The organism is Nonomuraea sp. NPDC003214 (genome assembly GCF_053590035.1).
This window is the reverse complement of record NZ_JBSFSX010000003.1, coordinates 63,375-85,848: the sequence shown is the minus strand read 5'-3', so window position 1 is coordinate 85,848 and position 22,474 is coordinate 63,375. Positions and strand designations below refer to the sequence as shown.

Sequence of the window (22,474 nt, the reverse complement as noted above, 5' to 3'; positions counted from 1 at the left end):
CCCGCCGCCGCGCGTAGTCGGGGCCGGACGTGTCGAGCGTGCTGACGATCACGACGCATACCGTAACCCGTCGCCCGGGTCAGCCGCAGTGGCTCCAGCCCGACTTCCAGGTCAGACCGGCCCAGGTGCCGCCCCAGATGACACACTTGCCCTTCCCGGGCAGCCGGACCGGGCCCGCGTAGGCGGTGAACTTGCCCGGGTTGCTGCCGGTCGAGCCGCCCTTCACCTGAAGGATCGCGTTCATCTGGACCTTGCCCGGATACACCAGGCGCGACATCGTCACCACGCAGTTCCGTCCCGCGCCGCTGTTGTAGAGCAGGTAGATCGTCGCCTTGGTGCCCAGCGCGTGCTTGTTGATCACCTTGTAGCCGGAGCCGCACACCCCGGCCGGCGTGTACGGGTTCGGCTTGAGCTGCGTCGGCTTGACCGTCGGTTTGACCGTGGGCTTGACCGTCGGCTTCTTCGTCGGGACGCTCGTCGGCTGCTGCGACACGTCCGCCGTCGGCGAGCCCGTCGGCTCCGACTCGGGCTCGACCCGGTCCGCCGGCTTCTGCGTCGGCTCCTGGGTCCGCGTCCTGGTCTTCGTCGGCTCCGGGCGGCGCGTCGCCGGCTGCCGCGTCGGCTGCGTGATCGGGTCCGGCACCTGGGCCACGCCGTCGTCCTTCGGCCTGGCCTTCGTCTTCGTCGGCTTCGGCTCGTCGATGTCCAGCTCCGGGACCGTCGACGGGGCGACGCTCGGCGGGTTGACCACCTCCGGCGGGATCTGCGCGTCCGTGGCGGGGGAGGTCACCGAGGTGTTGCCGACGGCCACCACGGTCTGCGGCTTGGAGTTCGCCTGGACCACCACGGCCCCGGCCACCACCAGCAGCGCCGCGGCCGCCGCGCCGGACAGCGCGAACGTCAGCGTCCGCCGCTGCCCCGGCTGCCCGCCCTTAGCGGGCTGCCCCGGCCCCTGCGGCCCCCCGGGTCCTTGCGCCGTCCCCGGCCCCTGAGGCCCACCGGGCCCTCGCGGCGGCTGCGCGCCGCCTTGGCCGTGCGGCGGCTGCGCGCCGCCCTGGGCGTGCGGGGCGCCGTAACCCTGCGGGGCGCCCTGGCCGTGCGGCCCGCTGGGGCCGTGCGGGGGCCGGCCGTGCGCGGTGCCCTGGCCCTGGGGGCCGCCCTGGCCCTGCGGCTGGGCGGCGGCCTGAGGCTGAGCCCCGCCCTGCGTCCCGGCGGGCGCGGGCCCCGACTGGGGACCGGCTGCGGGCACAGGCCCCGGTTGGGGACCGGCTGCGGGCGCGGGTCCCGCCTGGTGAGCGGCCGCGGGGGCGGGTCCCGGCTGGGGACCGGCTGCGGAGGAAGGTCCCGGCTGGGGACCGGCTGCGGAGGAAGGTCCCGGCTGGGGAGCGGCTGCCGGGGCGGATCCCGGCTGGGGGCCGGCCGCGGGGCCGCTCGGGACGGGGCGGCCGTACGGGCCGGTCTCCGGGACGGGGTTGTCGCCGCCCCGCCAGGCCGCCGCCTGGGGCGTCCAGCCCTGGGGGGCGATCTGGGCGGTGGGCCCCGTGAGCGGCTCGATGGCCGCGTTGGGGGCCGGCTGGCCGGTGAGGCGGACGATGAGCTGGTCGGCCGTGGGCCGCTGGGCGGGGTCCTTGGACAGGCAGGCCGCCACCAGCTCGGCGAGCGTGCCGTCCATGCCGCCGAGCTGCGGCTCCTCGTGGAGGATGCGGTTCATGACCACGGGGATCGAGTCGGCCCCGAAGGCCGGCTTGCCCGTGGCCGCGTACACCATCGTGACGCCCCAGGCGAACACGTCGGCGGCCTCCGACACCGGGGAGGCGGCGGTGAGCTGCTCGGGCGCGAGGTAGGACGGCGTGCCCATCGCCATGCCGGTGGCCGTGGCGCCGGGGGAGTCGAGGGCGCGGGCGATGCCGAAGTCGATCACCACCGGGCCTTCGGGGCCCATGAGCACGTTGGCGGGCTTGAAGTCGCGGTGCAGGATGCCGGCCCGGTGGATGGCGGCCAGCGCGGTGGCGGTGCTGATGGCGAGCCGTTCGAGGGCGGCGCCGCGGCGTGGGCCCTCGTTGATGACGAGCTCGCGCAGCGACGGCCCGGGCACGTACTCGCTGACGATGTAGGGCCGGCTGCCTTCGAGGTCGGCGTGGAGCACGGGGGCGGTGCAGAAGCGGGCGACCCGCTGGGCGACCGCGACCTCGCGCAGGAAGCGGCTGCGCGCCTCGGGGTCGGCGACGAGCGCGTGGTGCAGGAGCTTGACGGCAGCCTGCTCACCGGACTCGGCCTTGCCCAGATAGACGACCCCTTGACCACCCTCGCCGAGCCGGGCGACGATCTCGTACTCGCCCAGCCGCCGCGGGTCGTCCGCCATCAGCGGCTGGAACTGATTCACCCCGGACCCCCATAACAGAACGATCTCTGGGGCGAAACGCTACCAGCGTGACACTTGGTACGTACGCCGACCTGCTAGATCATTCACCTTTACCCCCGCAAGTCAGGGTTTCTGCGCAGGTCGTGGCTCAGGTCACGGGTTGGTGAACAATAGCTGATCAGATGGCCTTGCCAGGGTTCAGCAGTCCCAGCGGGTCGAAGACGGTCTTGATCCCGTGCTGCACCTCGTGCGCCACCGGCCCCGACTCCAGGGCCAGCCAGCGCCGTTTGAGCACCCCGACGCCGTGCTCGCCGGTCAGCGTGCCGCCGAGTTCGAGCGCCCGGGTGAAGATCTCGTCCGCCGCCGCCCACACCTCGGCGGGCGGCTCGGTCGTCCCGTGCTCGAAGACGAACGTCGGGTGCAGGTTGCCGTCGCCCGCGTGCGCGACCGTGCAGATGCGCACGCCGTGCCGGACGGCGGCGGCCTCGATGGCGCCGATCATGTCGGGCAGCACCGAGCGGGGCACGCACACGTCCTCGACCAGGCAGGCGCCGAGGCGCTCCTTGGCCTGGTAGGCCATCCGGCGCAGCCCGATCAGCTCCTCGGTCTCCTGCGGGCTGGACGACACGGCCACGAACGTGGCGCCGTTGTCGAGGCAGAGGCGTTCCATGCGGGCGGCCACCTCCTGGCTGTCGGCGGCGTCGGACTGCCCGATCAGCATCGCCATCGTGGCGGGCTCCAGGCCGATGTTGCGCCAGTCGTCGATGGCCTGGAGCGTGGCCCGATCCAGCAGCTCCATCAGCGACGGCTGGCACCCGGCCGCCATGATCGCGGTCACGGCGGCGCCCGCGTCACGCAGCGAGCCGAACTCGGCGGCGAACGTCGCGGGCGGGGCGACCGGCGCCCGCCGCAGCCGGACGGTGGCCGAGGTGATCACGCCCAGCGTGCCCTCGGAGCCGACGAACAGCCCGGTCAGGTCGTACCCGGTGACGCCCTTCACGGTCCGCCGCCCGGTCTGGAGCACCCGGCCGTCGGCCAGCACGACCTCCAGGCCCAGCGCCGAGTCGCGGGTGACCCCGTACTTGACGCAGCGCAGCCCGCCCGCGTTCGTGGCCAGGTTGCCGCCGATCGTGGAGATCTCGTACGAGGACGGGTCGGGCGCGTACATGAGCCCGTGCTCGCGCGCGGCCCTGTCGAGGTCGGCGGTGATCACGCCGGGCTCGACCACGGCGATCTCGTCCACCGGCGAGAGCTCCCGGATCGCGGTCATCCTGGCCAGCGACAGCACCACGGACCCGTCGGTGGCCGTGGCGGCGCCCGCCAGCCCGCTGCCCGCGCCGCGCGGCACCACGGGCACCCGGTGCTCGGTGGCCCAGCGCATGGTGGTCACCACGTCGTCGCGGGAGGCGGCCAGCACCACTCCCAGCGGCTTGCCCGGGGCCACGAACGTGCGGTCGCGGGCGTAGGAGTCGATCACGTCCGGGTCGGTGACGACACGGCCGCCGGGCAGGGAGTTCACCAGAGCGTCAATGGGTCTCACATGAGAAACCTTACGGTTTGCGTGGACGGTGGCTTACGGCCAGACTGCCCGGGTGGAAGTGAGCTGTCCGGTGTGTACGCAGGTCGACCAGGTCGTCTCGGTGCCCGGAGCGGTCGCGGCGGGGACCACGTACCGGATCGGCAGGGTACGCATGCCCGGCGACCGTCAGGTCGCCGATCTGCCCACCGGGTCCGCGCTGGGCGCGTCCAAGCACCAGATGAGCCGCACGCAGCTCGCCGTGTGGCTGTCGTTCCCCAGCCGCCACTACGCGCCCTGGTCGAGGAACCAGGGCTACCTGCTGCTGCTCGTCGCCGCACTCGCCCACCTGGTGGTGGGGCTGGTGCTGGCCATGGGCAAGCACTCGGGGTGGGCCGAGGTGCTGCTCGCGCCGTTCTGCCTGACGGGCGTGCTGTGGGGGTTCGGGATGCTGTTCGTGCTCGGCGCGCACGCGGCGCGCAAGCGCGACCTGGCCGAGGGGCCGGCCAGGGAGAAGGCGCTCGCCGTCTGGGAGGGGCTCTACTACTGCTCGCGCGACAACGTCGCGTTCGAGCCGGGGGTCGGCGTCTCGTTCCATCCGAGCGAGACGCGCGAGTACATCTTCGGCTTCCGCCGCTCCGGCGCCGCCTGACCGGTCATGTCACCGGCCGGGCGGTCACTCCGGGGCCAGGGTGCTTACGCGTGCTTACGCGTGCTCCTCGGCGACGAGGCGGACGCAGACGGCCAGGCCGGTGATGGCCTGCTCCAGCTCCTCCAGGCCGGGGTAGGTGGGCGCGATGCGGATCGTGCGGTCGTCGGGGTCCTGGCCGTAGGGGTGGGTGGCGCCGGCCGGGGTCAGCGCGATGCCCGCGGCCTTGGCCTTGGCCACCACCTCGGCGGCGTGCGGCACCTCCAGGCTGATGAAGTAGCCGCCCTTCGGGCTGGTCCAGGTGGCCAGGTCGCCGAGCTCCTTGGCGAGCACCCGGTCGACCACCTCGAACTTGGGCCCGATCAGCTCGGCGTGCTTGCGCATGTGGGCGGCCACGCCGTCGGCGTCGCGCAGGAACTCCACGTGGCGCAGCTGGTTGAGCTTGTCGGGGCCGATGGACTGCTTGCGCGTGTTGTCGAGGAACCAGGCGACGTTGGCCGGGGAGGAGCCGAAGAACGCCACGCCCGCGCCGGCCAGGGTCACCTTCGAGGTGGAGCCGTAGACGAAGGCGCGGTCGGGGTTGCCGTGCTCGGCGCAGAGCGCGAGCAGGTCGGCGAGCTCGGCCGGGGTGTCGGTCAGGTGGTGGACGGCGTAGGCGTTGTCCCAGAAGATGCGGAAGTCGGGCGCGGCGGCGGGCATGGCGGCCAGGCGGCGCACGGTCTCGTCGCTGTAGACGATGCCGGACGGGTTGCTGTACTTGGGCACGCACCAGATGCCCTTGACGCTCGCGTCCTCGGCGACCAGGCGCTCGACGACGTCCATGTCGGGGCCCTCGGCGTTCATGGGCACCGGGACCATCTTGATCCCGAACTCCTCGCAGATGGTGAAGTGCCGGTCGTAGCCGGGCACCGGGCACAGGAACGTGATCTCCGGCTCCTCCACCCAGCGGCGCTCGGCGCCGGGCACCTTGCTCAGCAGCGCGTGCACGACGGTGTCGTGCATCATCGCCAGGCTGGCGTTGCCGCCCACCACGAGCTGCGCGGGCGGCACCTGGAGCAGCGGCCCGAACAGCTCGCGCAGCTCCGGCAGCCCCTGCAGGTCGCCGTAGTTGCGCGCGTCGAGGCCGCCCGCGGTCACGTGGGTGGTCGGCAGCTTGAGCATGTCGTCGGAGAGGTCGAGCTGGCGCGGTGACGGCTTGCCCCTGGTGAGGTCGAGCTTGAGTCCCTGCTGGACAAGGGCGGCATAGTCACGCGAAGCGTTCACGGGATTCTTCTCCTCCGATCGGGTCGCTACGAAGGATAGAAGACTTCGCCGCCGAGGCAGGCACGGGTCCGGGATGTGGATGTCTTTGCCCGGAACGACTTCACGGACGGCGGCCGGTGGCGTGGAATGGGGTGATCGGGGCAGGCCATACCTCTCGACCGGATGGAGCAGCCGTGACCAGCGTGCGCGAGACGTCGATCGAGCGGGTCAGGCGGCGCCGCACCGGGACCGTGCTCACGTCCTGGCTGACCACGACCGACCACAAGGTCATCGGATACCTGTATCTGATCACCTCGTTCGCGTTCTTCCTGATCGCGGGCGTCATGGCCATGATCATCCGCGCGGAGCTGGCCCAGCCGGGGATGCAGGTCGTCAACCAGGACATGTACAACCAGCTGTTCACCATGCACGGCACGATCATGCTGCTGCTGTTCGCCACGCCGCTGTTCGCCGGGTTCGCCAACGTGGTCATGCCGCTGCAGATCGGCGCCCCCGACGTGGCCTTCCCCCGGCTGAACGCGGTGGCGTACTGGCTGTTCCTGTTCGGCGGGCTCATGGTGGTGGCCGGGTTCTTCACACCGGGCGGGGCGGCCGACTTCGGCTGGTTCGCCTACACGCCGCTGTCGTCGTCCGCCTACTCGCCGCAGGTCGGCGGCGACCTGTGGATCATGGGGCTGGCGATGTCGGGCCTCGGCACGATCCTCGGCGCGGTCAACTTCATCACCACGATCATCGGCATGCGGGCGCCGGGCATGACGATGTTCCGGATGCCGCTGTTCACCTGGAACGTGCTGCTGACCAGCATGCTCGTGCTGCTGGCGTTCCCGGTGCTGGCCGCCGCGCTGCTGGCGCTGGAGGCCGACCGCAAGCTCGGCACGCACATCTACGACCCGGCCAACGGCGGGCCGATCCTGTGGCAGCACCTGTTCTGGTTCTTCGGCCACCCCGAGGTCTACATCATCGCGCTGCCGTTCTTCGGGATCATCACCGAGGTCATCCCGGTCTTCAGCCGCAAGCCGATCTTCGGCTACATGGGCCTGGTCGGGGCCACGATCGCGATCGCCGGGCTGTCGATGACCGTGTGGGCGCACCACATGTTCCCCACCGGGCAGGTGCTGCTGCCGTTCTTCTCGTTCATGACGTTCCTCATCGCGGTGCCCACGGGTGTGAAGTTCTTCAACTGGATCGGCACCATGTGGCGGGGGCATCTGACGTTCGAGACGCCGATGCTGTTCGCGATCGGGTTCCTGGTGACGTTCCTGCTCGGCGGGCTGACCGGTGTCATCCTGGCCTCGCCGCCGCTCGACTTCCACATCAGCGACACGTACTTCGTCGTCGCGCACTTCCACTACGTGGTCTTCGGCACCGTCGTGTTCGCCATGTTCGCCGGGTTCTACTTCTGGTGGCCCAAGATGACCGGCCGGATGCTCGGCGACCGGCTCGGCAAGGTGCACTTCTGGACGCTGTTCATCGGCTTCCACACCACGTTCCTCGTGCAGCACTGGCTCGGGCAGATCGGCATGCCGCGCCGCTACGCCGACTACGGCCCGGCTGACGGGTTCACCGCGCTCAACCAGCTCTCGTCGCTGGGCGCGTTCCTGCTCGGGCTGTCGACGCTGCCGTTCCTCTACAACGTCTGGAAGACCGCCAGGCACGCGCCCAAGGTCACGCTCGACGACCCCTGGGGCTACGGCAACTCCCTCGAATGGGCGACCTCCTGCCCGCCGCCCCGGCACAACTTCACGTTCATGCCGCCGATCCGCTCCGAACGGCCCGCCTTCGACCTCCACTACCCGCACGAGGACGAGACGGACGAGACGGGGGAGCGGGCCGAACCTGGCGAGAAAACGCCCGACTGACCTTTCCCGGACCGGGCCGCGGTGCTTGTGTGGAGGTTACGTTTCGCCCATCTAAGGAGATCGGCGATGACAGGCGCCAAGAGCCCCTTCACCCCCGAGACCGCCCCCTGCGGCAAGAAGCACGGCGGTGAGCGTCTCCTCGACGACGACGGCTACGGCCTGGTGATCCGTGACCAGCTCTTCGACTGCGGCTGCCGCCGGATCCGGCACGAGTACCACGACGGCAGCATCCACCTGTCCGCCATCCGCTGCGACGGCAAGCGGGTGAAGGATCCGATCGAACCGGACCGCGGGAGCTGAACCGATGATCGACGTGCTCATCGTGGGAGGCGGCGGCGCCGGACTGCGGGCGGCCGTCGCCGTCGCCGAGAGCGACCCCTCACTCAGCGTGGCGGTCGTGTCGAAGGTCTACCCGATGCGCAGCCACACGGTCTCGGCCGAGGGCGGCGCCGCCGCGGTCGTCGCCGACGGCGACACGCTGGACGAGCACTGCTACGACACGATCTCCGGCGGCGACTGGCTGTGCGACCAGGACGCGGTGGAGGCGTTCGTGGCCGAGGCGCCGCGCGAGCTCGTCCAGGTCGAACACTGGGGCTGCCCGTGGAGCCGCGAGCGCGACGGGCGCGTCGCGGTGCGCCCGTTCGGCGGCATGAAGCGGATGCGCACCTGGTACGCGGCCGACAAGACCGGCTTCCACCTGCTGCACACGCTGTTCCAGACCACGCTCAAACACCCGCGCATCGCCCGGTACGACGAGTGGTACGTCACCCGGCTCGTCGTCGACGACGGCCGCGTCCACGGCGTCGTGGCCATAGAGCTGCGCACCGGCCGCGTCGAGGCGATCCCCGCCAGGACCGTCGTCCTGGCCACCGGCGGCTGCGGCCGGGCCTTCCCCTTCACCACCAACGCCGCCATCAAGTCCGGCGACGGCATGGCCCTGGCCTACCGGGCGGGCGCCCCGCTGAAGGACATGGAGTTCGTCCAGTACCACCCCACCGGCCTGCCGTTCACCGGCATCCTCATCACCGAGGCGGCCAGGGCCGAGGGCGGCTGGCTGATCAACAAGGACGGCTACCGCTACCTCCAGGACTACGACCTCGGCACCCCCACCCCGGCGCCCCGGCTGCGCAGCATGGAGCTCGGCCCGCGCGACCGCCTCTCGCAGGCGTTCGTGCACGAGCAGCGCAAGGGCCGCACCGTCGACACGCCGTACGGTCCCGTCGTCCACCTCGACCTGCGCCACCTGGGCGAGGACAGGATCGAGGCGCGCATCCCGTTCGTGCGCGAGCTGTGCCGCAGCTACCAGAACCTCGACCCGGTCACCGACCTCGTCCCGGTCCGCCCCGTCGTGCACTACATGATGGGCGGCGTCCACACCGACCTCGACGGCGCCACCCCGATCGCCGGCCTGTTCGCGGCGGGCGAGACGGCCTGCGTGAGCATCAACGGCGCCAACCGGCTCGGCTCCAATTCGCTGCCGGAGATCCTCGTCTTCGGCAGGCGCGCCGGGCTGGCCGCCGCCCGCTTCGCCCGCGGCCACCGCGACGGCGAGGCGGCCGCCGTACGCAGCCAGGGCGCCGACGAGCGGCGGCGGCTGGAGCGGGCGCGCGAGGGCGGCGGCGAGCGGATCGCCGTGCTGCGCGAGGAGATGCAGCACACGCTCGAAGGCGCCGCCGGCATCTACCGCACCGGCGACGTCCTCGCCAAGGCCGCCGACACCCTCGCCGAGCTGGGCGAACGGGCCGCAGGGGCGCTCGTGGACGACTCCAGCGCCGCCTTCAACACCGAGCTGGTCGCCCTGCTGGAGCTGCATGCCATGCTCGACGTCGCGCGCACGATCGTGGCCTGCGCGGCCGAGCGGCGCGAGTCGCGCGGCGCCCACCAGCGCACCGACTTCCCGGCCAGGGACGACGCCGCCTACCTGGCGCACTCGCTGGTCCACCGGGCCCCCGACGGCAGCCCCTCGGTCGGCCTGCTGCCCGTGACGATCACCCGCTGGCCTCCCGGGGAAAGGGTGTACGGCCGTGACTGACTCCATCCGGCTGGAAGTGTCCCGCTACCGGCCCGGCCAGGACGACGAGCCGGTGTTCCAGGCGTACGACGTGCCGCTGCGCCCCGACTGGGCCGTGCTCGACGGGCTCGCCCACGTCAAGGACCGGCTCGACGGCAGCCTGTCGTTCCGCTGGTCGTGCCGGATGGGCATCTGCGGCTCGTGCGGCATGACCGTCAACGGCGAGCCCCGGCTGACCTGCGGCACCTTCCTCACCGAGTACGGCGCCGGGCCGGTCAGGGTCGAGCCGCTCAAGGGCTTCCCCGTCATCAGAGACCTGGTCGTGGACATCGACGACTTCCTGGCCAAACTGTCGTCGGTGCGGCCGTGGCTGATCCGGGAAGGGGAGGAGCTGCCGCTCACCGCCGAGTACGCCCAGACGCCGGACCAGCTCGAGGCGTACAAGCAGTACAGCATGTGCATCAACTGCATGCTCTGCTACTCGGCCTGCCCGGTGTACGTGCTCGACCCGGACTTCCTCGGCCCGGCGGCGATCGCGCTGGCCCAGCGCTACAACCTGGACTCGCGCGACATGGGCGACCGCTTCGACGTGCTCAACCTGGACGACGCCGTCTGGGGGTGCACGTTCGTCGGCGAGTGCACCCGGGCCTGCCCCAAGCACGTCGACCCGGCCGAGGCGATCCAGCGCTACAAGCTGACCGCCGCGCTGCGCTCGGTGCTGCCGTGGAGCCGGCGATGACCGCGCCCGCCCGCCGCCCGCCCAGGGACCCGCTCTGGTTCGCCCGCAGCAGGCGCTACACGCTGTTCGTGCTGCGCGAGCTGACCAGCGTCTTCGTCGCCTGGACCGTCGCGTACCTGGTCCTGCTGGCCGACTCGGTGGTCGCCGGGACGTACGCGCAGTTCACGGCGCTGGCGGCGCGCCCGTGGATGATCGCGCTGAACGCGGTGGCGCTGGCGGCGACCGCCTACCACGCGATCACGTTCCTCAACCTCGCGCCGAAGGCGACCGTGGTGCGGCTGGACGGCTGGCGGGTGCCCGCCTGGGTGATCCAGGGCGGCAACCACTCCGGCTGGCTGCTCGTCTCGGCGGTGATCGCGTACGTCGTCCTGCGGACGCCATGAGAAGCCGGGGGAGTTGCCGTGAGAAGGACGCCTGAGCCGTATCTGTGGCTGCTGTTCAGCGGCGGGGGGATCGTCGCGGCGCTGGTGCTGCCGGTGCTGGCGCTGCTGTTCGGGGTGCTCATGCCGCTCGGCGTGATCGGCTGGCCCGACGCGGCGCACCTGGCCGCGCTGCTGGAGCCGCTGTGGGTGCGGGCGGGGCTGGTGGTGGCGGTGGTGCTGTGCCTGTTCCACGCGGCGCACCGGATCAGGTTCACCAGTGAGGAACTGCTGGGGATCGGGCGGTACGACGGGTTCATCGCGGTCGTCTGTTACGGGGGAGCAGTTACGGGCGGGATCATTGCCGCGATGCGGTTGTTGTGAAATGTCGTAGTTTGATCACATTTCCACAACCTACTTTACGCAATCTTTAGAAACGGTCTACCGTGCCGGTTTGCAAGACCCTATGGCCATTGCGCCCGGCGATCCCGGGCAGAAGGGGTTACTGGTGCCCAGCAAGAAGCGCCTATTAGCCACGATCCCGGCGGTAGCCCTCCTCGGCGCCGCCCTGACCGTACCCAGCGCTCAGGCCGACTCGGTCGCGTCTTACCAGCCCAGCGCGTCTGACTACTACATTAACTACGCACCACCGAGGGACGACGACCCGCCGGCCGAGCCGGGAGTCCCGGGCAAGAACAAGCGGTCGATCTCCGCCGCGAAGAAGATCGACCAGAAGTTCAGCAGCGGAAACCCGGCCGCTGCCCGGGTGCTCGCGGCCCGCGAGGCCGAGGCCATCCGCACCGGCCGAAACCCCGCTGAATGGATCTTCAAAAAGTCCAAGCAGACGAAGACCGCCAAGCTTCTCACGCTGCTGGTCGAGTTCAACGAGAACGCCAACGACGACTTCTCCGGCTTCAACCGCCTGCGGACCGTCGACAGCGCCCCCGACGACTGCGTCGTCGAGCCGGCCGGCACGCTCAAGAACGGCCCGCTGCACAACAACATCCCGGACCCGGCCACGCTGCCGCACAAGGACAACAACTCCTTCTGGGTCAAGGACTTCAGCCCCGAGCACTTCAACAAGATGCTCTACACGGACAAGGGCATCACCGAGCGCGTCCGCCCCGACCTGAAGGACCCGCGCGACGGCAAGCCCGGCATCGACATCTCCGGCCACACGCTGAAGAAGATGTACGAGGAGATGTCCAAGGGCGCCTACTCCGTCACCGGCTCCGCGGTCGGCTGGATCAAGGCCCCGCACTCCGAGGCGTGGTACGGCGCGGCCGCCTGCGGCGGGGTCCCGCAGGACATGTCGGGCCACCCGGACAACCCGCTCGGCGCCGGCCAGCTCGCCATCGACGCCGTCAACGTCCTGTCGCAGACCCAGCCCGACTTCCCGTGGGCCGACTACGACATCGAGGACGTCTCCGACGCCGACGGTGACGGCAACTTCGCCGAGCCCGACGGCGTGATCGACCACCTCGTGCTCGTCCACGCCGGCAAGGACAAGTCCTCCGACGGCGGCGCCGAGGGCACGTACGCCATCTGGGCGCACTCCAGCGCGGTCGCCGGCGGCTACCAGGTCCCCGGCACCGACAAGAAGATCTCCAACTACATCGTGCAGCCCGAGGACTCCGGCGTCGGCGTCTTCGCCCACGAGTACGGCCACGACCTCGGCCTGCCCGACCTGTACGACACCTCCGGCCAGGCCAGCTCCGCGGTGGACTTCTGGGACCTGATGTCCAGCGGCTCCCACTCCGGCCCCATCTTCCAGTCGATGCCCACCCACATGGGCCTCTGGGACAAGTGGGTGCTCGGCTGGGCGAACCCGAAGGTGTTCAACCCGGGTGACAGCAAGAAGCTCGTCACGGTCGGCCAGACCTCGCGCACGCCCCGCTTCACCGAGGACGGCGTCCGCGTCAACCTCGCCTCCGAGCCGCTGAAGATGATCGACCCGCACAGCGGCGCCAACGCCTGGTGGTCCGGCATGGACCAGGAGTGGGCCAACGTCTCGCTGGCCCGCGACATCCAGGTGCCCGCCGGGACCGACGTCCGCTTCTGGATGTGGAACAACTACGAGATCGAGGCCGACTGGGACTTCGGCTTCGTCGAGGTGTCCACCGACGGCGGCAACACCTGGACCCAGCAGAAGGTCTACGACGAGGCCGGCACCGAGATCACCACGCCCGACGGCTACCCGGACCCGAACAAGAACCTCGCCACGTTCGGCAACAAGAAGTACGGCATCACCGGCAACACCGACGGCTGGCGGCACGACTACGTCAACCTGACCCCGTTCGCCGGCCAGACGATCAAGCTGCGGCTGGCGTACAACACCGACGCCGCCTTCACGCCGCGCGGCTGGCACGCCGACGACTTCTCGATCACCAACGGCGGCGCCTCCGTGTGGAGCGACGACGTGGAGAACGGCGAGAACGGCTGGCGCGCCTTCGGCGGCACGTTCACCAACACCAGCGGCCAGGGCTGGACGATCAACAACGGCGAGCGCCAGATCGACCGGTTCTACCTCGCCGAGTGGCGCAACTTCGACGGCTTCGACAAGGGCCTGCAGTACGCCTACGACACCACGTACTCGCGTGACGGGGCGTGGAAGGTGGAGAAGGTCAAGTACAACGCGCCGGGCCTGCTGGTCTGGTACCGCGACTCGACCTACACCAACAACGTGCTGGCCAACAACCTCGAAGCGGCGCCGAGCATCGGCTCCAAGGGCAGCCTGCTGCTCGTGGACTCGCACTACGACCCGCTCCGCCGCACCGGCGAGGCGGCCGCGAAGGACCCGTCACGGCACAAGAACATGGAGGGCCGCTCGCAGACCTCCAACGCCGCGTTCTCCTTCAAGAAGACCTACCCGTTCAAGGAGTGCCTCGAGGCCGCGGACGAGCCGTTCAGCGAGTACTGCACGGACGTCCCCGCGCTGAAGGGCGTGCCGAGCTTCACCGACGCCAAGACCTGGTACCCGGGCCTTGAGCTGCAGGACGGCTCGCTGTACTACCGGGACTTCGACGCCTCCGTCGTCGTCCCGAGCAAGGGCGACCAGCCGTACAGCACCCGCGTGGTCAACGTCGACGGAACCCCGGCGACCGAGCTCTACGGCACCGACCTCGGCAACGGCCACGTCCTCGGCACCGGCAACCCCGGCGACGAGGGCAAGGCGCTGGGCGTCCAGTTCAAGCTGGTCACCCCGCTGCCGGGCAACCTGGGCGCGCTCGTCCAGGTGACCCCGCCGAAGAAGTGATCCAAGGGGCCGCCGGGCGGTGTCCCGGCGGCCCTAACATTGATGACCATGAGCGAATTGCGCACCAAGGCCGAGCACACCGAGGCGATCCGTCAGGACCGCAGGGTGGCGGTGGTGATCAACACTCGCTCACGCCGTGGCCGCCGCCACTACTTCGAGGTGATCGAGCAGCTGCACGAGCTGGGCTACGAGCCGCTGGCCGAGATCGGCGTCTACAACCCCAAGCGACTGCGCGACCTGCTCGACACGGCCCTGGCGACGGGGCCCGACCTGCTGATCGTCGGCGGCGGTGACGGCACGCTGTCCTCCGCCGTGCGCCACGTCGCCCACCGCGACGTGGCGCTCGGCGTTCTCCCGCTCGGCACCACCAACAACTTCGCCCGCAGCCTCGGCCTGCCGCTCGACCTGGCCGGCGCGATCCGGGTGTTCGACACCGGCAAGGTCGCCGACATCGACCTGGGCATGGCCGACGACCGGCCCTTCGCCAACCTGGCCAGCTTCGGCGTCTCCGTCGAGGTCGCGGGCAAGGTCAAGCCGTGGCTCAAGCGGGTGCTCGGCCGGCCCGCCTACCCGCTGACCGCGCTGACCGTGCTGCCGGGGCACCGGCCCTTCCGCGCCTACATCACCGTCGACGGGCAGCGCCACGAGCTGCTCACCCACCAGCTCAACATCGCCAACGGGCGCTTCCACGGCGGCTGGCAGGTGGCCCGCGACATCAGCATCGACGACGGCATGCTCGTGGCCTACCAGCTCGGCTCCGGCAAGAAGGTGCGCCTGCTCGTCGAGACGCTGGCCCGCGCCACGACCGGGCGGTGGCGCAGCCTGGCGGGCGGGCCGTTCGTCGTCGGCCGCGAGATGCTCCTGGAGACCGACCCGCCGATGGCCGCCGACGTCGACGGCGAGGTGCGGCTGCGCACCCCGATCCGGCTGCGGGTGGTGCCCAACGGGGTGCGCGTCATGGTGCCCGCCGACTTCGAGGACCGCTGACCCTCACAGCCGGACGTTCCCCTGCCGCAGACGGTCCTCTGACGCAGGCGGTCTTCTAACGCAGGCGGTCGTACAGCTCGCTCAGCGGCGCCGACAGGCCCGCCGGCGGCGGGAAGACGCGCAGCAGCAGGCCCGGCTCCACGGCGGACGGGCGGCGCTCGGGCCTGGCCGTGCCGGCGGGCGCGTAGAAGTCGGCGAGCCGGTCGGCGAACGGCACGTCCGCCACCTCCAGCGCGGCTCCGCCGCCCGCCGCCAGCGAGCCCAGCAGCTCCTCACGGGCGCGCCCCCGCCAGGCCAGCACCAGGAACGGGTCGTCGTCGAACGACTCGGCCAGCAGGTAGAGCACCGCCGACACGTGCTTGCACGGGAAACCCCAGTCGGGGCACGAGCACGCCATGTCCAGATCGCGCGGGAACAGGTCGGCACCCAGCGCCGCGAACAGCTCCTCGATCTCCTCCGGCATCTCCCCGGCCAGCAGCCTCGCCCGGTGGACGGCCTGCTCGGCCACCGCCCGCTCGACCGCCTGCCACAGCTCCTCGCCGAACACCTCGACGGCGATCGTCACCTCGTACGGCGCCGGGCGAGACCCCTGCACCGACGCCCTGGCCAGGCCCGGTGACAGGTCGATCGACAGCACCTGGCCCGCCCTGGCGTAGCCGCGCCCGCGCGACAGGCGGCCCTTGTCGCAGATCCGCTCCAGCACGTCGATGAACCGCCTCGACCACCAGGTCGAGCCGATCGAACCGCGCCGCGACCTGGCCCGGATGCCGCCCTCGACGCTGATCGGGGTGCTCCAGCCCGGCACGTCAGCCCACCGCCCCGGCCGTCAGGCGGAACACCTCGCGCAGCTCCCCGGTCGACAGGTCCGTCAGCCAGTCCTCGCCCGCGCCGACCACCCGCTCCGCCAGCGCCTTCTTCCGCTCGATCATCTCGTCCACCCGCTCCTCCAGGGTGCCCGCGCAGATCAGCTTGCGCACCTGCACGTTCCTGCGCTGGCCGATGCGGAACGCCCGATCGGTCGCCTGGTCCTCGACCGCCGGGTTCCACCAGCGGTCGACGTGCACCACGTGGCTCGCCGCCGTCAGGTTGAGCCCCACCCCGGCCGCCTTCAGCGACAGCAGGAACAGCATCGGCTCGTCGTCCTGCTGGAACCGGTCCACCAGCCGGTCGCGCGCCTTCTTCGGCAGCCCGCCGTGCAGCCACAGCACCGGCCGGTCCAGCCGCTGCTCCAGATAGGGCTGCAGCATGCTGCCGAACTCCGCGTACTGCGTGAACAGCAGCGCCTTCTCGCCCTCGGCCAGGATCTCCTCCGCGAGCTGCTCCAGCCGCGCCAGCTTGCCCGACCGGCCCGCCAGCCGGGAGCCGTCCTTCAGCAGGTGGGCCGGATGGTTGCAGACCTGCTTCAGCTTGGCCATGGCCGCCAGCACCAGGCCGCGCCGCTCGATCCCCTCGCTGTCGTCGATCCTGCCCAGCATGTCGTCCACCACCGCCTGGTACAGCGACGCCTGCTCCGGCGTCAGCGTGCACCACTCCTTGACCTCCAGCTTCTCCGGCAGGTCGGAGATGATCGAGGCGTCGGCCTTGAGCCGGCGCAGGATGAACGGCCCCGTCGCCCGCCGCAGCGCCTGCGCGGCCTGCTCGTCCTGCCGTGCCTCGATCGGTTCCTGGAACCGGGTGCGGAAGCGCGCCTTCGGCCCCAGCAGGCCCGGATTGGCGAACTCCATGATCGACCAGAGCTCGGCCAGGTGGTTCTCCACCGGGGTGCCCGTCAGCGCCAGCCGGGTGCCCGCCGGGATCGACCGCACCGCCTGCGCCTGGAGGGTGCCGCTGTTCTTGATCGCCTGCGCCTCGTCGCACACCACCCGCCGCCACGGGACCCGCCGCAGCGTCTCCAGGTCGCGCTGCGCCGTCCCGTACGTGGTGATCACCAGGTCGGCGTCCGCGATGCGCGCCGCGTCCCGGCCGCTGCCGTGATGGACGTGCACGCGCAGGTCAGGCGCGAACCTCGCCGCCTCCCGCTGCCAGTTGCCCACCAGCGACATCGGGCACACCAGCAGCGTCGGCTCCGCAGCCTGCTCGTGCACCAGCAGCGCCAGCGTGGTGACCGTCTTGCCCAGCCCCATGTCGTCGGCCAGCACTCCGCCCAGCCCGAGCTCCGACAGGAAGCTCAGCCACGCCAGCCCGCGCTCCTGGTAGGGGCGCAACGTCCCGTCCAGGCCCGGCGGCGTCCCGATCACAGCCGGCCGCCCCTCCGGCCCGCCCTCCGGCCGCCCCTCCGGCCGGCCCGACAGCAGCTCGCCCAGCACCCCGTCGGCGTCCACCTCCAGCAGCGGCAGCTCATCGTCGCCCTGGACCACGTGCCGCAGCACCTCCGCCGCCGGGAGCACTCCGGCGCGCTCACCGCCGACCGCGCGCAGCGCCGCCGCGAGCTGCCGCTCGTCCAGCTCCACCCACTGGCCGCGCACCCGCACCAGCGGCACCTTCAGCCGGGCCAGCTCGGCCAGCTCCTCCTCGCCGATCGTCTCCCCGCCCACCGCCAGGTCCACCCGGAAGTCCACCAGCTCACGCAGCCCGAACCCCTGGCTCGCCGCCGCGCTCTGCGTCTTCGTCCGCGTCGTCACCTTCAGCCCCAGCCTCGCCCGGCCCGCCCAGCGGGGCAGCTGCACCCCGAACCCGGCCGCCTGCAGCAACGGCGCCGCCTCCCGCAGGAACGCGAACGCCCCGGCCGTGTCGAGCACCAGCTCCTCCGGCTCCCGCACCCGCAACGCCCGGTCCAGCTCCGGATAGAGCCGCACCGCCCGGCCCAGCCCGGCCAGCAGCTCCCGCTCCGCCCCGGCCGGCAACCCGGCCACCGGCCCGCCGCCCCACACCTTCCCGGCGGGCACGTACAGGCTCGGGTCGTCGGCCGCCTGCACCGCCAGCTCCACCCGCCACCGGTGCTCACCGCCCGCGTCGTCGCGGCCGTCCCCGGCGGAGGCCGGGGGGTCGACCGGCTCGGTGAGGCGGAAGCACACGCGGGTGGCGCCCTCGGCCGACTCCACGGAGCGGCGCCACTCCTCCAGGGCCCGCCGCAGGTCCGGGTCATCGGGGCAGGCGGCGCCGGGGGAGGTAGCGTCGGGGGAGGCGGTGTCGGAGGAAGCGGCGCCAGGGGAGGTCAGTGCGGCCAGCCACCGCCCCCGCCCCGTGCCCGTGCCCGTGCCTGTGCTTGTGCCCGTGTCCGCTTGCGGGGGCCGGGCGTTCAGGGCGGTTCGGGCGAAAGTGTCGGCGAAGGCGTCCAGGGCCTGGCGCAGCACCTCGTGGGAGGGGCGCTCGACCGCCCAGGTGCGGCAGGCGGGGGGCATGGTGAGGGCGAGGTCGCGGAAGTAGGCGGCGTCGGCGCCGGTGACGACCGCGCGCCAGGCCGCCCGGGCCTCGCCGTCGGTCTCCGTCAGCTCCAGCTGGGGGACGACCCGGCCGCGGCGTACGAGATCCCGCGCGAACGCGGCGACGGCCCGCCAGTGCCGCACCGTGGCGCCCGGCACGGCGTCACCCCAGCCGGTGAGGCCGGGCCCGGCCTCGGAGCCAGAGCCGGCGTCAACGTCGGGGCCGGGGGCAGCGTCGGGGCTGGCGTCAGCGGCGGAGGCGGGGTCGGGGGTGAGGAGGTGTACGGCGGAGGGCAGGGGCGGGACCACGGCGGGGACGCGCCAGGGGCGCAGCGAGGGGCGGGTGACCGCGGACAGGAGCCCGGTCTCGGGGGAGGGGAGCGGCTCGGCCGCGGACCCCGGCAGCAGGAGCTCCAGCATGCGCGGCCCGCCCGCCGGGAGGCGCTCGACGGGCGCGGCCCAGGGATGGGCGCGCGGCGCCGGGCCACGGGCGGCGCGCGGCGCGAGGGCGGTGTCCTCCGCCCAGAAGGCGACCCCGTCCCCGGCCCAGACCCCATGCACGACCAGCACCCCGGCAGGGTACCCGGACCGGGAGGGGCCGGTGGCCCGCGTCCGCCGACGGCGCACTGGCCGGCTCGTGGGAAAAATCAGTGCAAGTCGTAGACTGGAGGCATGAATACTCCGGGATCGTGGTGCGAGCGGCCCAAGCCGCCGGCTCCGTCGTGTGAGCTCCCGTCCCCGTGGAGCGCCCCCAAGAAGCCGGACAACTGGTGCGAGGCGCCCAAGTCGCCGGTCGAGTCGCTGGTCGGCCTGCTCCTGCGCGCCGCCAAGCGGTAGGACCCGGCCCGGCGGAAAACCGCGGGGTGATAGAAGCCGGGCTCTTCGGGTAGGCGGGTTCGCGACGGAGGAGGCGACGTCGTGAACGACACCCACAAACTGGTCAACGACCTTTCCGAGCAGGTCTCCCGGCTCGTCAAGGACGAGTTGCGGCTGGCCAGGCTCGAACTCACGGAGAAGGGCAAGCGCGCCGGGTTCGGCGCGGGCATGTTCGGGGCGGCCGGGCTGGTCGCGTTCTTCGGCGGCGCGGTGCTCGTGGCCGCCGTGGTGATGCTGCTCGCGCTGGTGATGCCCGCGTGGGTCGCCGCGGCCATCGTCGGAGTGGTCCTGCTGATCGTGGCCGCCCTGCTGGGGCTGGCCGGCAAGAGCAAGGTGAAGCAGGCGACGCCGCCGGTCCCGACCGAGACCATCGCGAGCCTGCGGGCCGACGTCGACGCGGTCAAGGAAGGGGCGCGGCGATGAGCGAGACCGATCCGGGACGCAGCGACCAGCACGCCGGCACGGTCGGCGCGCGCCGGGCCACCGTCGGCACGCCGACGGACGCCGAGTCCATCAACGTGCCGCCGACCAGGCCGGGCGCGGCCGAGAACGCGCACGAGGCCGAGCTGGCCCGCGAGGAGCACGAGACCTTCATCCCCGAACCTCCCCAGGCCGACGACCGCACCGACGCGGTCAGGTCGCGCGCCACGGAGGAGGAGTCCCTGACCGGCGGCCGGGCCGCGAAACGGTCCGGGAGCGAGCACCGTACCCAGGGTGACGACGCGGACGCGGTCCGGGAGGACATCAGGCAGACCCGCCGGGAGCTCGGCGAGACCGTGAGCGCCCTGGCGCACAAGGCGGACGTCAAGAGCCGGGCAGCCGACGCGGCGGCCACGGCCAGAGGAAAGGCGAGCAGGATGGCAGGCACGGCCAAGGACAGGGCCACGGAGCTGGCGGAGACGGCCAAGGGCAAGACGGCCGAGATGACCGGCGCGGCCAAGGGCAAGGCCCACGAGATGACGGGCGCCGCCAAGGGCAAGGCGCACGAGGTGACCGGCAAGGCGCACGAGGTCGCGGGCAGGGTCGGCGAAAAGGTCGGTGACGCCGCGCCGGAGCAGGTCAAGAAGCGCCCGGTGTTCGTGATGGTCGCGCTCGGGACGGTGGTGGCCCTGGTCGTGCGCCGCATGGTGAGGCGCAACAAGGCCAAGTGACGCGTGGAAGCCCCCGACGGACCCGCCGAGCTGCCACGCCGGTCATGGTGGCGGGTGATCAGAAGAACGTTCGCCGAGTTCAAGAACGACCGCGTCCAGGACCTGGCGGCGGCGCTGACGTACTACGCGGTGCTGTCGGTGTTCCCGGCGCTGATCGTGCTGGTGTCGCTGTTCGGCCTGCTGGGCCGCGACGACCTTGGCACGGTCGTGGGCTCCCTCGTCGTGCTCGCGCCGGAGGAGGCGCGCGGCCTGATCGCGGAGAGCGTGCGCGGGGTGCGCAGCACCGGCGGCGCGGGCCTGGTGGCGATCACCGGCCTGCTGGTCGCGCTGTGGTCGGCTTCCGGGTACATCGCCGCGTTCATCCGGGCGTGCAATGAGATCTACGACATCGAGGAGGGCCGCCCGTTCTGGAAGCTGACCCCGCTGCGCCTCGGCCTCACGGTCATGATGATGATCCTGCTGGTCGTGGGCGCGATCGCGGTCACGCTGACGGGCGAGCTGGCCGCCGCGGCCGGTGAGGCGCTCGGCCTCGGCGACGCCGCCGTGACGGCGTGGGACATCCTCAAGTGGCCGGTGCTGGCGCTCATCGCGGCCGGCCTGATCATGGTGCTGTACTGGGCGGCGCCGAACGTCCGCCAGCCGGGCATGCGCTGGATCACGCCCGGGGGCCTGCTCGCGGTCGTGCTGTGGGCGCTGGTCTCGGGCGGCTTCGCGCTGTACGTGGCGGGCTTCGGCTCCTACAACAAGACCTACGGCGCGCTGGCCGGGGTCGTGGTGTTCCTCATCTGGCTGTGGCTGTCGAACATGGCGCTGCTGTTCGGCGCCGAGCTGGACGCCGAGCTCATCAGGGAGCGCGCCGCGGCCCAGGGCCGGCCCCCCGGGCGGGAGCCGTACGCGGTGCCGCGCGACCCGCCGGAGCCGGATGATCTGCCGGGCTGAAAGTGAGAGGCTTCGCGCATGGACTTCATCCGCGTGCGCGCCTCCTCCGACGGCGCGGAGACGATCTCTTCGTGGACCGGCGACGTCTATGGCTGGGAGCCCGGCGGCGGGCCGCATCACCTGTTCGGGTTCGAGGGCGTCAACGTGGCCAGGGCGGTGCGCGGCGACGACGGCGGCTGGCTGCTGCTGACCCGGGAGGCCGCCCTCTACCTCGACCCGCGCACCCGCGAGGTGCTCGACGTGTGGGACAACCCGCTGACCGGCCGCCGCGTGGAGGTGCAGCACGTCTTCAACGACCCGGTCAACCAGCGGCTGGGCGGCTACCCGGTGCCGGTGACGCGGCTGGGCGAGCAGGTGGTGTTCAACGTGGACGTGCGCCTGGCCTACCCGTCGCCGCTCAAGGTGGCCGACTATCCGGACAACTCGGCGGACGACACGTACCGGGCGATGGAGCTGTTCCAGTTCTTCGCCCGGGCGGCCGACGTCGAGTCGGAGCTGCCGGACGTGCCGAGCGTGTTCTCCTGGTGCCGGGTGTCGCCGTGGCTGCCGTGGATGGCGATGGCGCAGCGGCCGGGCGGGCTCGTCTACCACTGCCGGGGCGGCAAGGGCGCCGAGGTGCCGCCGAGGCTGCGCGATCGCGCGGGGGAGCGGTTCCTGCACGCGCCGCAGGAGTGGTCGGCCCCCAACGTGACGAGCTGGACCGCGTTCGCGGATAAGGTCGGCCGATGAGCACCGATCTGTTCTGCGAGATCGTCGCGGGGGAGCGCCCGGCGACGATCGTCGGCTCCGACGAGGTGTCCGTCTCCTTCCTCGACACCCGGCCCGTGTTCAAGGGGCACGTGCTCGTGGTGCCGCGCGTGCACGCCGAGACGCTCGCCGACCTGACCGGGGTGGGGCCGTTCTTCGAGAGCGTCCAGCGCATGGCCCGCGCCGTGGAGGAGGGCCTGGAGGCGGGCGGCACGTTCGTCGCGATGAACAACCGGATCAGCCAGAGCGTCCCCCACCTGCACGTGCACGTGGTGCCCCGGGTCAAGAAGGACGGCCTGCGCGGCTTCTTCTGGCCGCGCACCACCTACTCCTCCGCCGACGAGGCCGCCTCCTACGCGGAGCGGATCGCCAAGGCGCTGGGCTGAGCCGGGCCGCAC

The 22,474-nt window shown here is 71.8% G+C and carries 20 protein-coding genes; 15 read left to right on the top strand and 5 right to left on the bottom strand.

From position 1 onward, the window contains the following. Positions 1–79: 79 nt before the first annotated feature. A complete protein-coding gene (locus tag ACWDXC_RS09385; protein ID WP_449979951.1) occupies positions 80–2,383 on the bottom strand; it encodes a protein kinase domain-containing protein in 2,304 nt (767 codons plus the stop codon). 157 nt (positions 2,384–2,540) lie between these two features. Then, positions 2,541–3,902: an FAD-binding oxidoreductase gene (locus tag ACWDXC_RS09380; RefSeq protein WP_449979948.1), complete on the bottom strand. Its 1,362-nt coding sequence runs from the start codon at positions 3,900–3,902 to the stop codon at positions 2,541–2,543. A gap of 70 nt (positions 3,903–3,972) precedes the next feature. Here ACWDXC_RS09380 and ACWDXC_RS09375 point away from each other — a divergent pair, with 70 nt between their 5' ends. Further along, a complete protein-coding gene (locus tag ACWDXC_RS09375) occupies positions 3,973–4,530 on the top strand; it encodes a hypothetical protein (RefSeq protein WP_219507455.1) in 558 nt (185 codons plus the stop codon). Positions 4,531–4,584: 54 nt separating this feature from the next. On the opposite strand, the gene ACWDXC_RS09370 is transcribed toward ACWDXC_RS09375, so the two are convergent. Continuing rightward, positions 4,585–5,790 (bottom strand): aminotransferase class I/II-fold pyridoxal phosphate-dependent enzyme, encoded by a 1,206-nt coding sequence (locus ACWDXC_RS09370; protein WP_449979946.1) that lies wholly within the window; start codon positions 5,788–5,790, stop codon positions 4,585–4,587. A gap of 173 nt (positions 5,791–5,963) precedes the next feature. On the opposite strand from ACWDXC_RS09370, the gene ctaD reads away from it, so the two are divergent. The 8 genes from ctaD to ACWDXC_RS09330 all read left to right on the top strand — a co-directional run bounded on the left by ctaD (position 5,964) and on the right by ACWDXC_RS09330 (position 15,001). Then, complete coding sequence (gene ctaD / locus ACWDXC_RS09365; RefSeq protein ID WP_449979943.1) at positions 5,964–7,649, top strand: aa3-type cytochrome oxidase subunit I; 1,686 nt, start codon at positions 5,964–5,966, stop codon at positions 7,647–7,649. 66 nt (positions 7,650–7,715) lie between these two features. Then, positions 7,716–7,949, top strand: a complete 234-nt coding sequence (locus tag ACWDXC_RS09360) for a hypothetical protein (RefSeq protein ID WP_219507452.1) — start codon at positions 7,716–7,718, stop codon at positions 7,947–7,949. Positions 7,950–7,953: 4 nt separating this feature from the next. Next, positions 7,954–9,681 (top strand): fumarate reductase (quinol) flavoprotein subunit, encoded by a 1,728-nt coding sequence (gene frdA, locus ACWDXC_RS09355; protein ID WP_449979940.1) that lies wholly within the window; start codon positions 7,954–7,956, stop codon positions 9,679–9,681. Continuing rightward, the gene (gene sdhB / locus ACWDXC_RS09350) at positions 9,674–10,399 is read left to right on the top strand and encodes a succinate dehydrogenase iron-sulfur subunit (RefSeq protein WP_357590744.1); all 726 of its coding nucleotides are present in this window, start codon (positions 9,674–9,676) and stop codon (positions 10,397–10,399) included. The genes frdA and sdhB overlap by 8 nt, the downstream gene beginning before the upstream one ends. Beyond that, positions 10,396–10,782: a hypothetical protein gene (locus ACWDXC_RS09345; protein ID WP_449979938.1), complete on the top strand. Its 387-nt coding sequence runs from the start codon at positions 10,396–10,398 to the stop codon at positions 10,780–10,782. Before sdhB ends, ACWDXC_RS09345 begins: the two co-directional genes overlap by 4 nt. A gap of 18 nt (positions 10,783–10,800) precedes the next feature. Next, on the top strand, positions 10,801–11,142 hold the full coding sequence (locus ACWDXC_RS09340) for a fumarate reductase subunit D (protein ID WP_219507447.1): 342 nt from the start codon (positions 10,801–10,803) through the stop codon (positions 11,140–11,142). 124 nt (positions 11,143–11,266) lie between these two features. Continuing rightward, on the top strand, positions 11,267–14,014 hold the full coding sequence (locus tag ACWDXC_RS09335; protein WP_449979936.1) for an immune inhibitor A domain-containing protein: 2,748 nt from the start codon (positions 11,267–11,269) through the stop codon (positions 14,012–14,014). Between the two features lie 48 nt (positions 14,015–14,062). Continuing rightward, positions 14,063–15,001, top strand: coding sequence for a diacylglycerol/lipid kinase family protein (locus ACWDXC_RS09330; protein ID WP_219507443.1), 939 nt, complete (start codon positions 14,063–14,065; stop codon positions 14,999–15,001). Positions 15,002–15,056: 55 nt separating this feature from the next. On the opposite strand, the gene ACWDXC_RS09325 is transcribed toward ACWDXC_RS09330, so the two are convergent. Both ACWDXC_RS09325 and ACWDXC_RS09320 read right to left on the bottom strand, forming a co-directional pair. Next, positions 15,057–15,806: an SWIM zinc finger family protein gene (locus tag ACWDXC_RS09325; protein WP_449979932.1), complete on the bottom strand. Its 750-nt coding sequence runs from the start codon at positions 15,804–15,806 to the stop codon at positions 15,057–15,059. Position 15,807: 1 nt separating this feature from the next. Beyond that, positions 15,808–18,933, bottom strand: coding sequence for an SNF2-related protein (locus ACWDXC_RS09320; RefSeq protein WP_449979930.1), 3,126 nt, complete (start codon positions 18,931–18,933; stop codon positions 15,808–15,810). A gap of 102 nt (positions 18,934–19,035) precedes the next feature. Here ACWDXC_RS09320 and ACWDXC_RS09315 point away from each other — a divergent pair, with 102 nt between their 5' ends. From ACWDXC_RS09315 to ACWDXC_RS09290, 6 genes are all read left to right on the top strand, one after another. Next, positions 19,036–19,200, top strand: a complete 165-nt coding sequence (locus tag ACWDXC_RS09315) for a hypothetical protein (protein WP_219507439.1) — start codon at positions 19,036–19,038, stop codon at positions 19,198–19,200. An 81-nt stretch (positions 19,201–19,281) separates the two neighbouring features. Next, a complete protein-coding gene (locus tag ACWDXC_RS09310; RefSeq protein ID WP_219507438.1) occupies positions 19,282–19,662 on the top strand; it encodes a phage holin family protein in 381 nt (126 codons plus the stop codon). Then, on the top strand, positions 19,659–20,390 hold the full coding sequence (locus ACWDXC_RS09305; RefSeq protein WP_449979927.1) for a DUF3618 domain-containing protein: 732 nt from the start codon (positions 19,659–19,661) through the stop codon (positions 20,388–20,390). Before ACWDXC_RS09310 ends, ACWDXC_RS09305 begins: the two co-directional genes overlap by 4 nt. 54 nt (positions 20,391–20,444) lie before the next feature. Further along, complete coding sequence (locus ACWDXC_RS09300) at positions 20,445–21,329, top strand: YihY/virulence factor BrkB family protein (RefSeq protein ID WP_308125849.1); 885 nt, start codon at positions 20,445–20,447, stop codon at positions 21,327–21,329. Positions 21,330–21,347: 18 nt separating this feature from the next. Beyond that, positions 21,348–22,058, top strand: coding sequence for a DUF1838 family protein (locus ACWDXC_RS09295; RefSeq protein WP_449979924.1), 711 nt, complete (start codon positions 21,348–21,350; stop codon positions 22,056–22,058). Continuing rightward, complete coding sequence (locus ACWDXC_RS09290) at positions 22,055–22,462, top strand: HIT family protein (protein WP_219507434.1); 408 nt, start codon at positions 22,055–22,057, stop codon at positions 22,460–22,462. The genes ACWDXC_RS09295 and ACWDXC_RS09290 overlap by 4 nt, the downstream gene beginning before the upstream one ends. The last annotated feature ends 12 nt before the right edge of the window (positions 22,463–22,474 follow it).

What these genes read in the sequence shown, in the direction of transcription:
- ACWDXC_RS09360 (WP_219507452.1), top strand. Translation starts at nt 7,716, where the DNA reads ATGACAGGCGCCAAGAGCCCCTTCACCCCCGAGACCGCCCCCTGCGGC.
- frdA (WP_449979940.1), top strand. Translation starts at nt 7,954, where the DNA reads ATGATCGACGTGCTCATCGTGGGAGGCGGCGGCGCCGGACTGCGGGCG.
- ACWDXC_RS09345 (WP_449979938.1), top strand. Translation starts at nt 10,396, where the DNA reads ATGACCGCGCCCGCCCGCCGCCCGCCCAGGGACCCGCTCTGGTTCGCC.
- ACWDXC_RS09330 (WP_219507443.1), top strand. Translation starts at nt 14,063, where the DNA reads ATGAGCGAATTGCGCACCAAGGCCGAGCACACCGAGGCGATCCGTCAG.
- ACWDXC_RS09315 (WP_219507439.1), top strand. Translation starts at nt 19,036, where the DNA reads ATGAATACTCCGGGATCGTGGTGCGAGCGGCCCAAGCCGCCGGCTCCG.
- ACWDXC_RS09305 (WP_449979927.1), top strand. Translation starts at nt 19,659, where the DNA reads ATGAGCGAGACCGATCCGGGACGCAGCGACCAGCACGCCGGCACGGTC.
- ACWDXC_RS09295 (WP_449979924.1), top strand. Translation starts at nt 21,348, where the DNA reads ATGGACTTCATCCGCGTGCGCGCCTCCTCCGACGGCGCGGAGACGATC.
- ACWDXC_RS09290 (WP_219507434.1), top strand. Translation starts at nt 22,055, where the DNA reads ATGAGCACCGATCTGTTCTGCGAGATCGTCGCGGGGGAGCGCCCGGCG.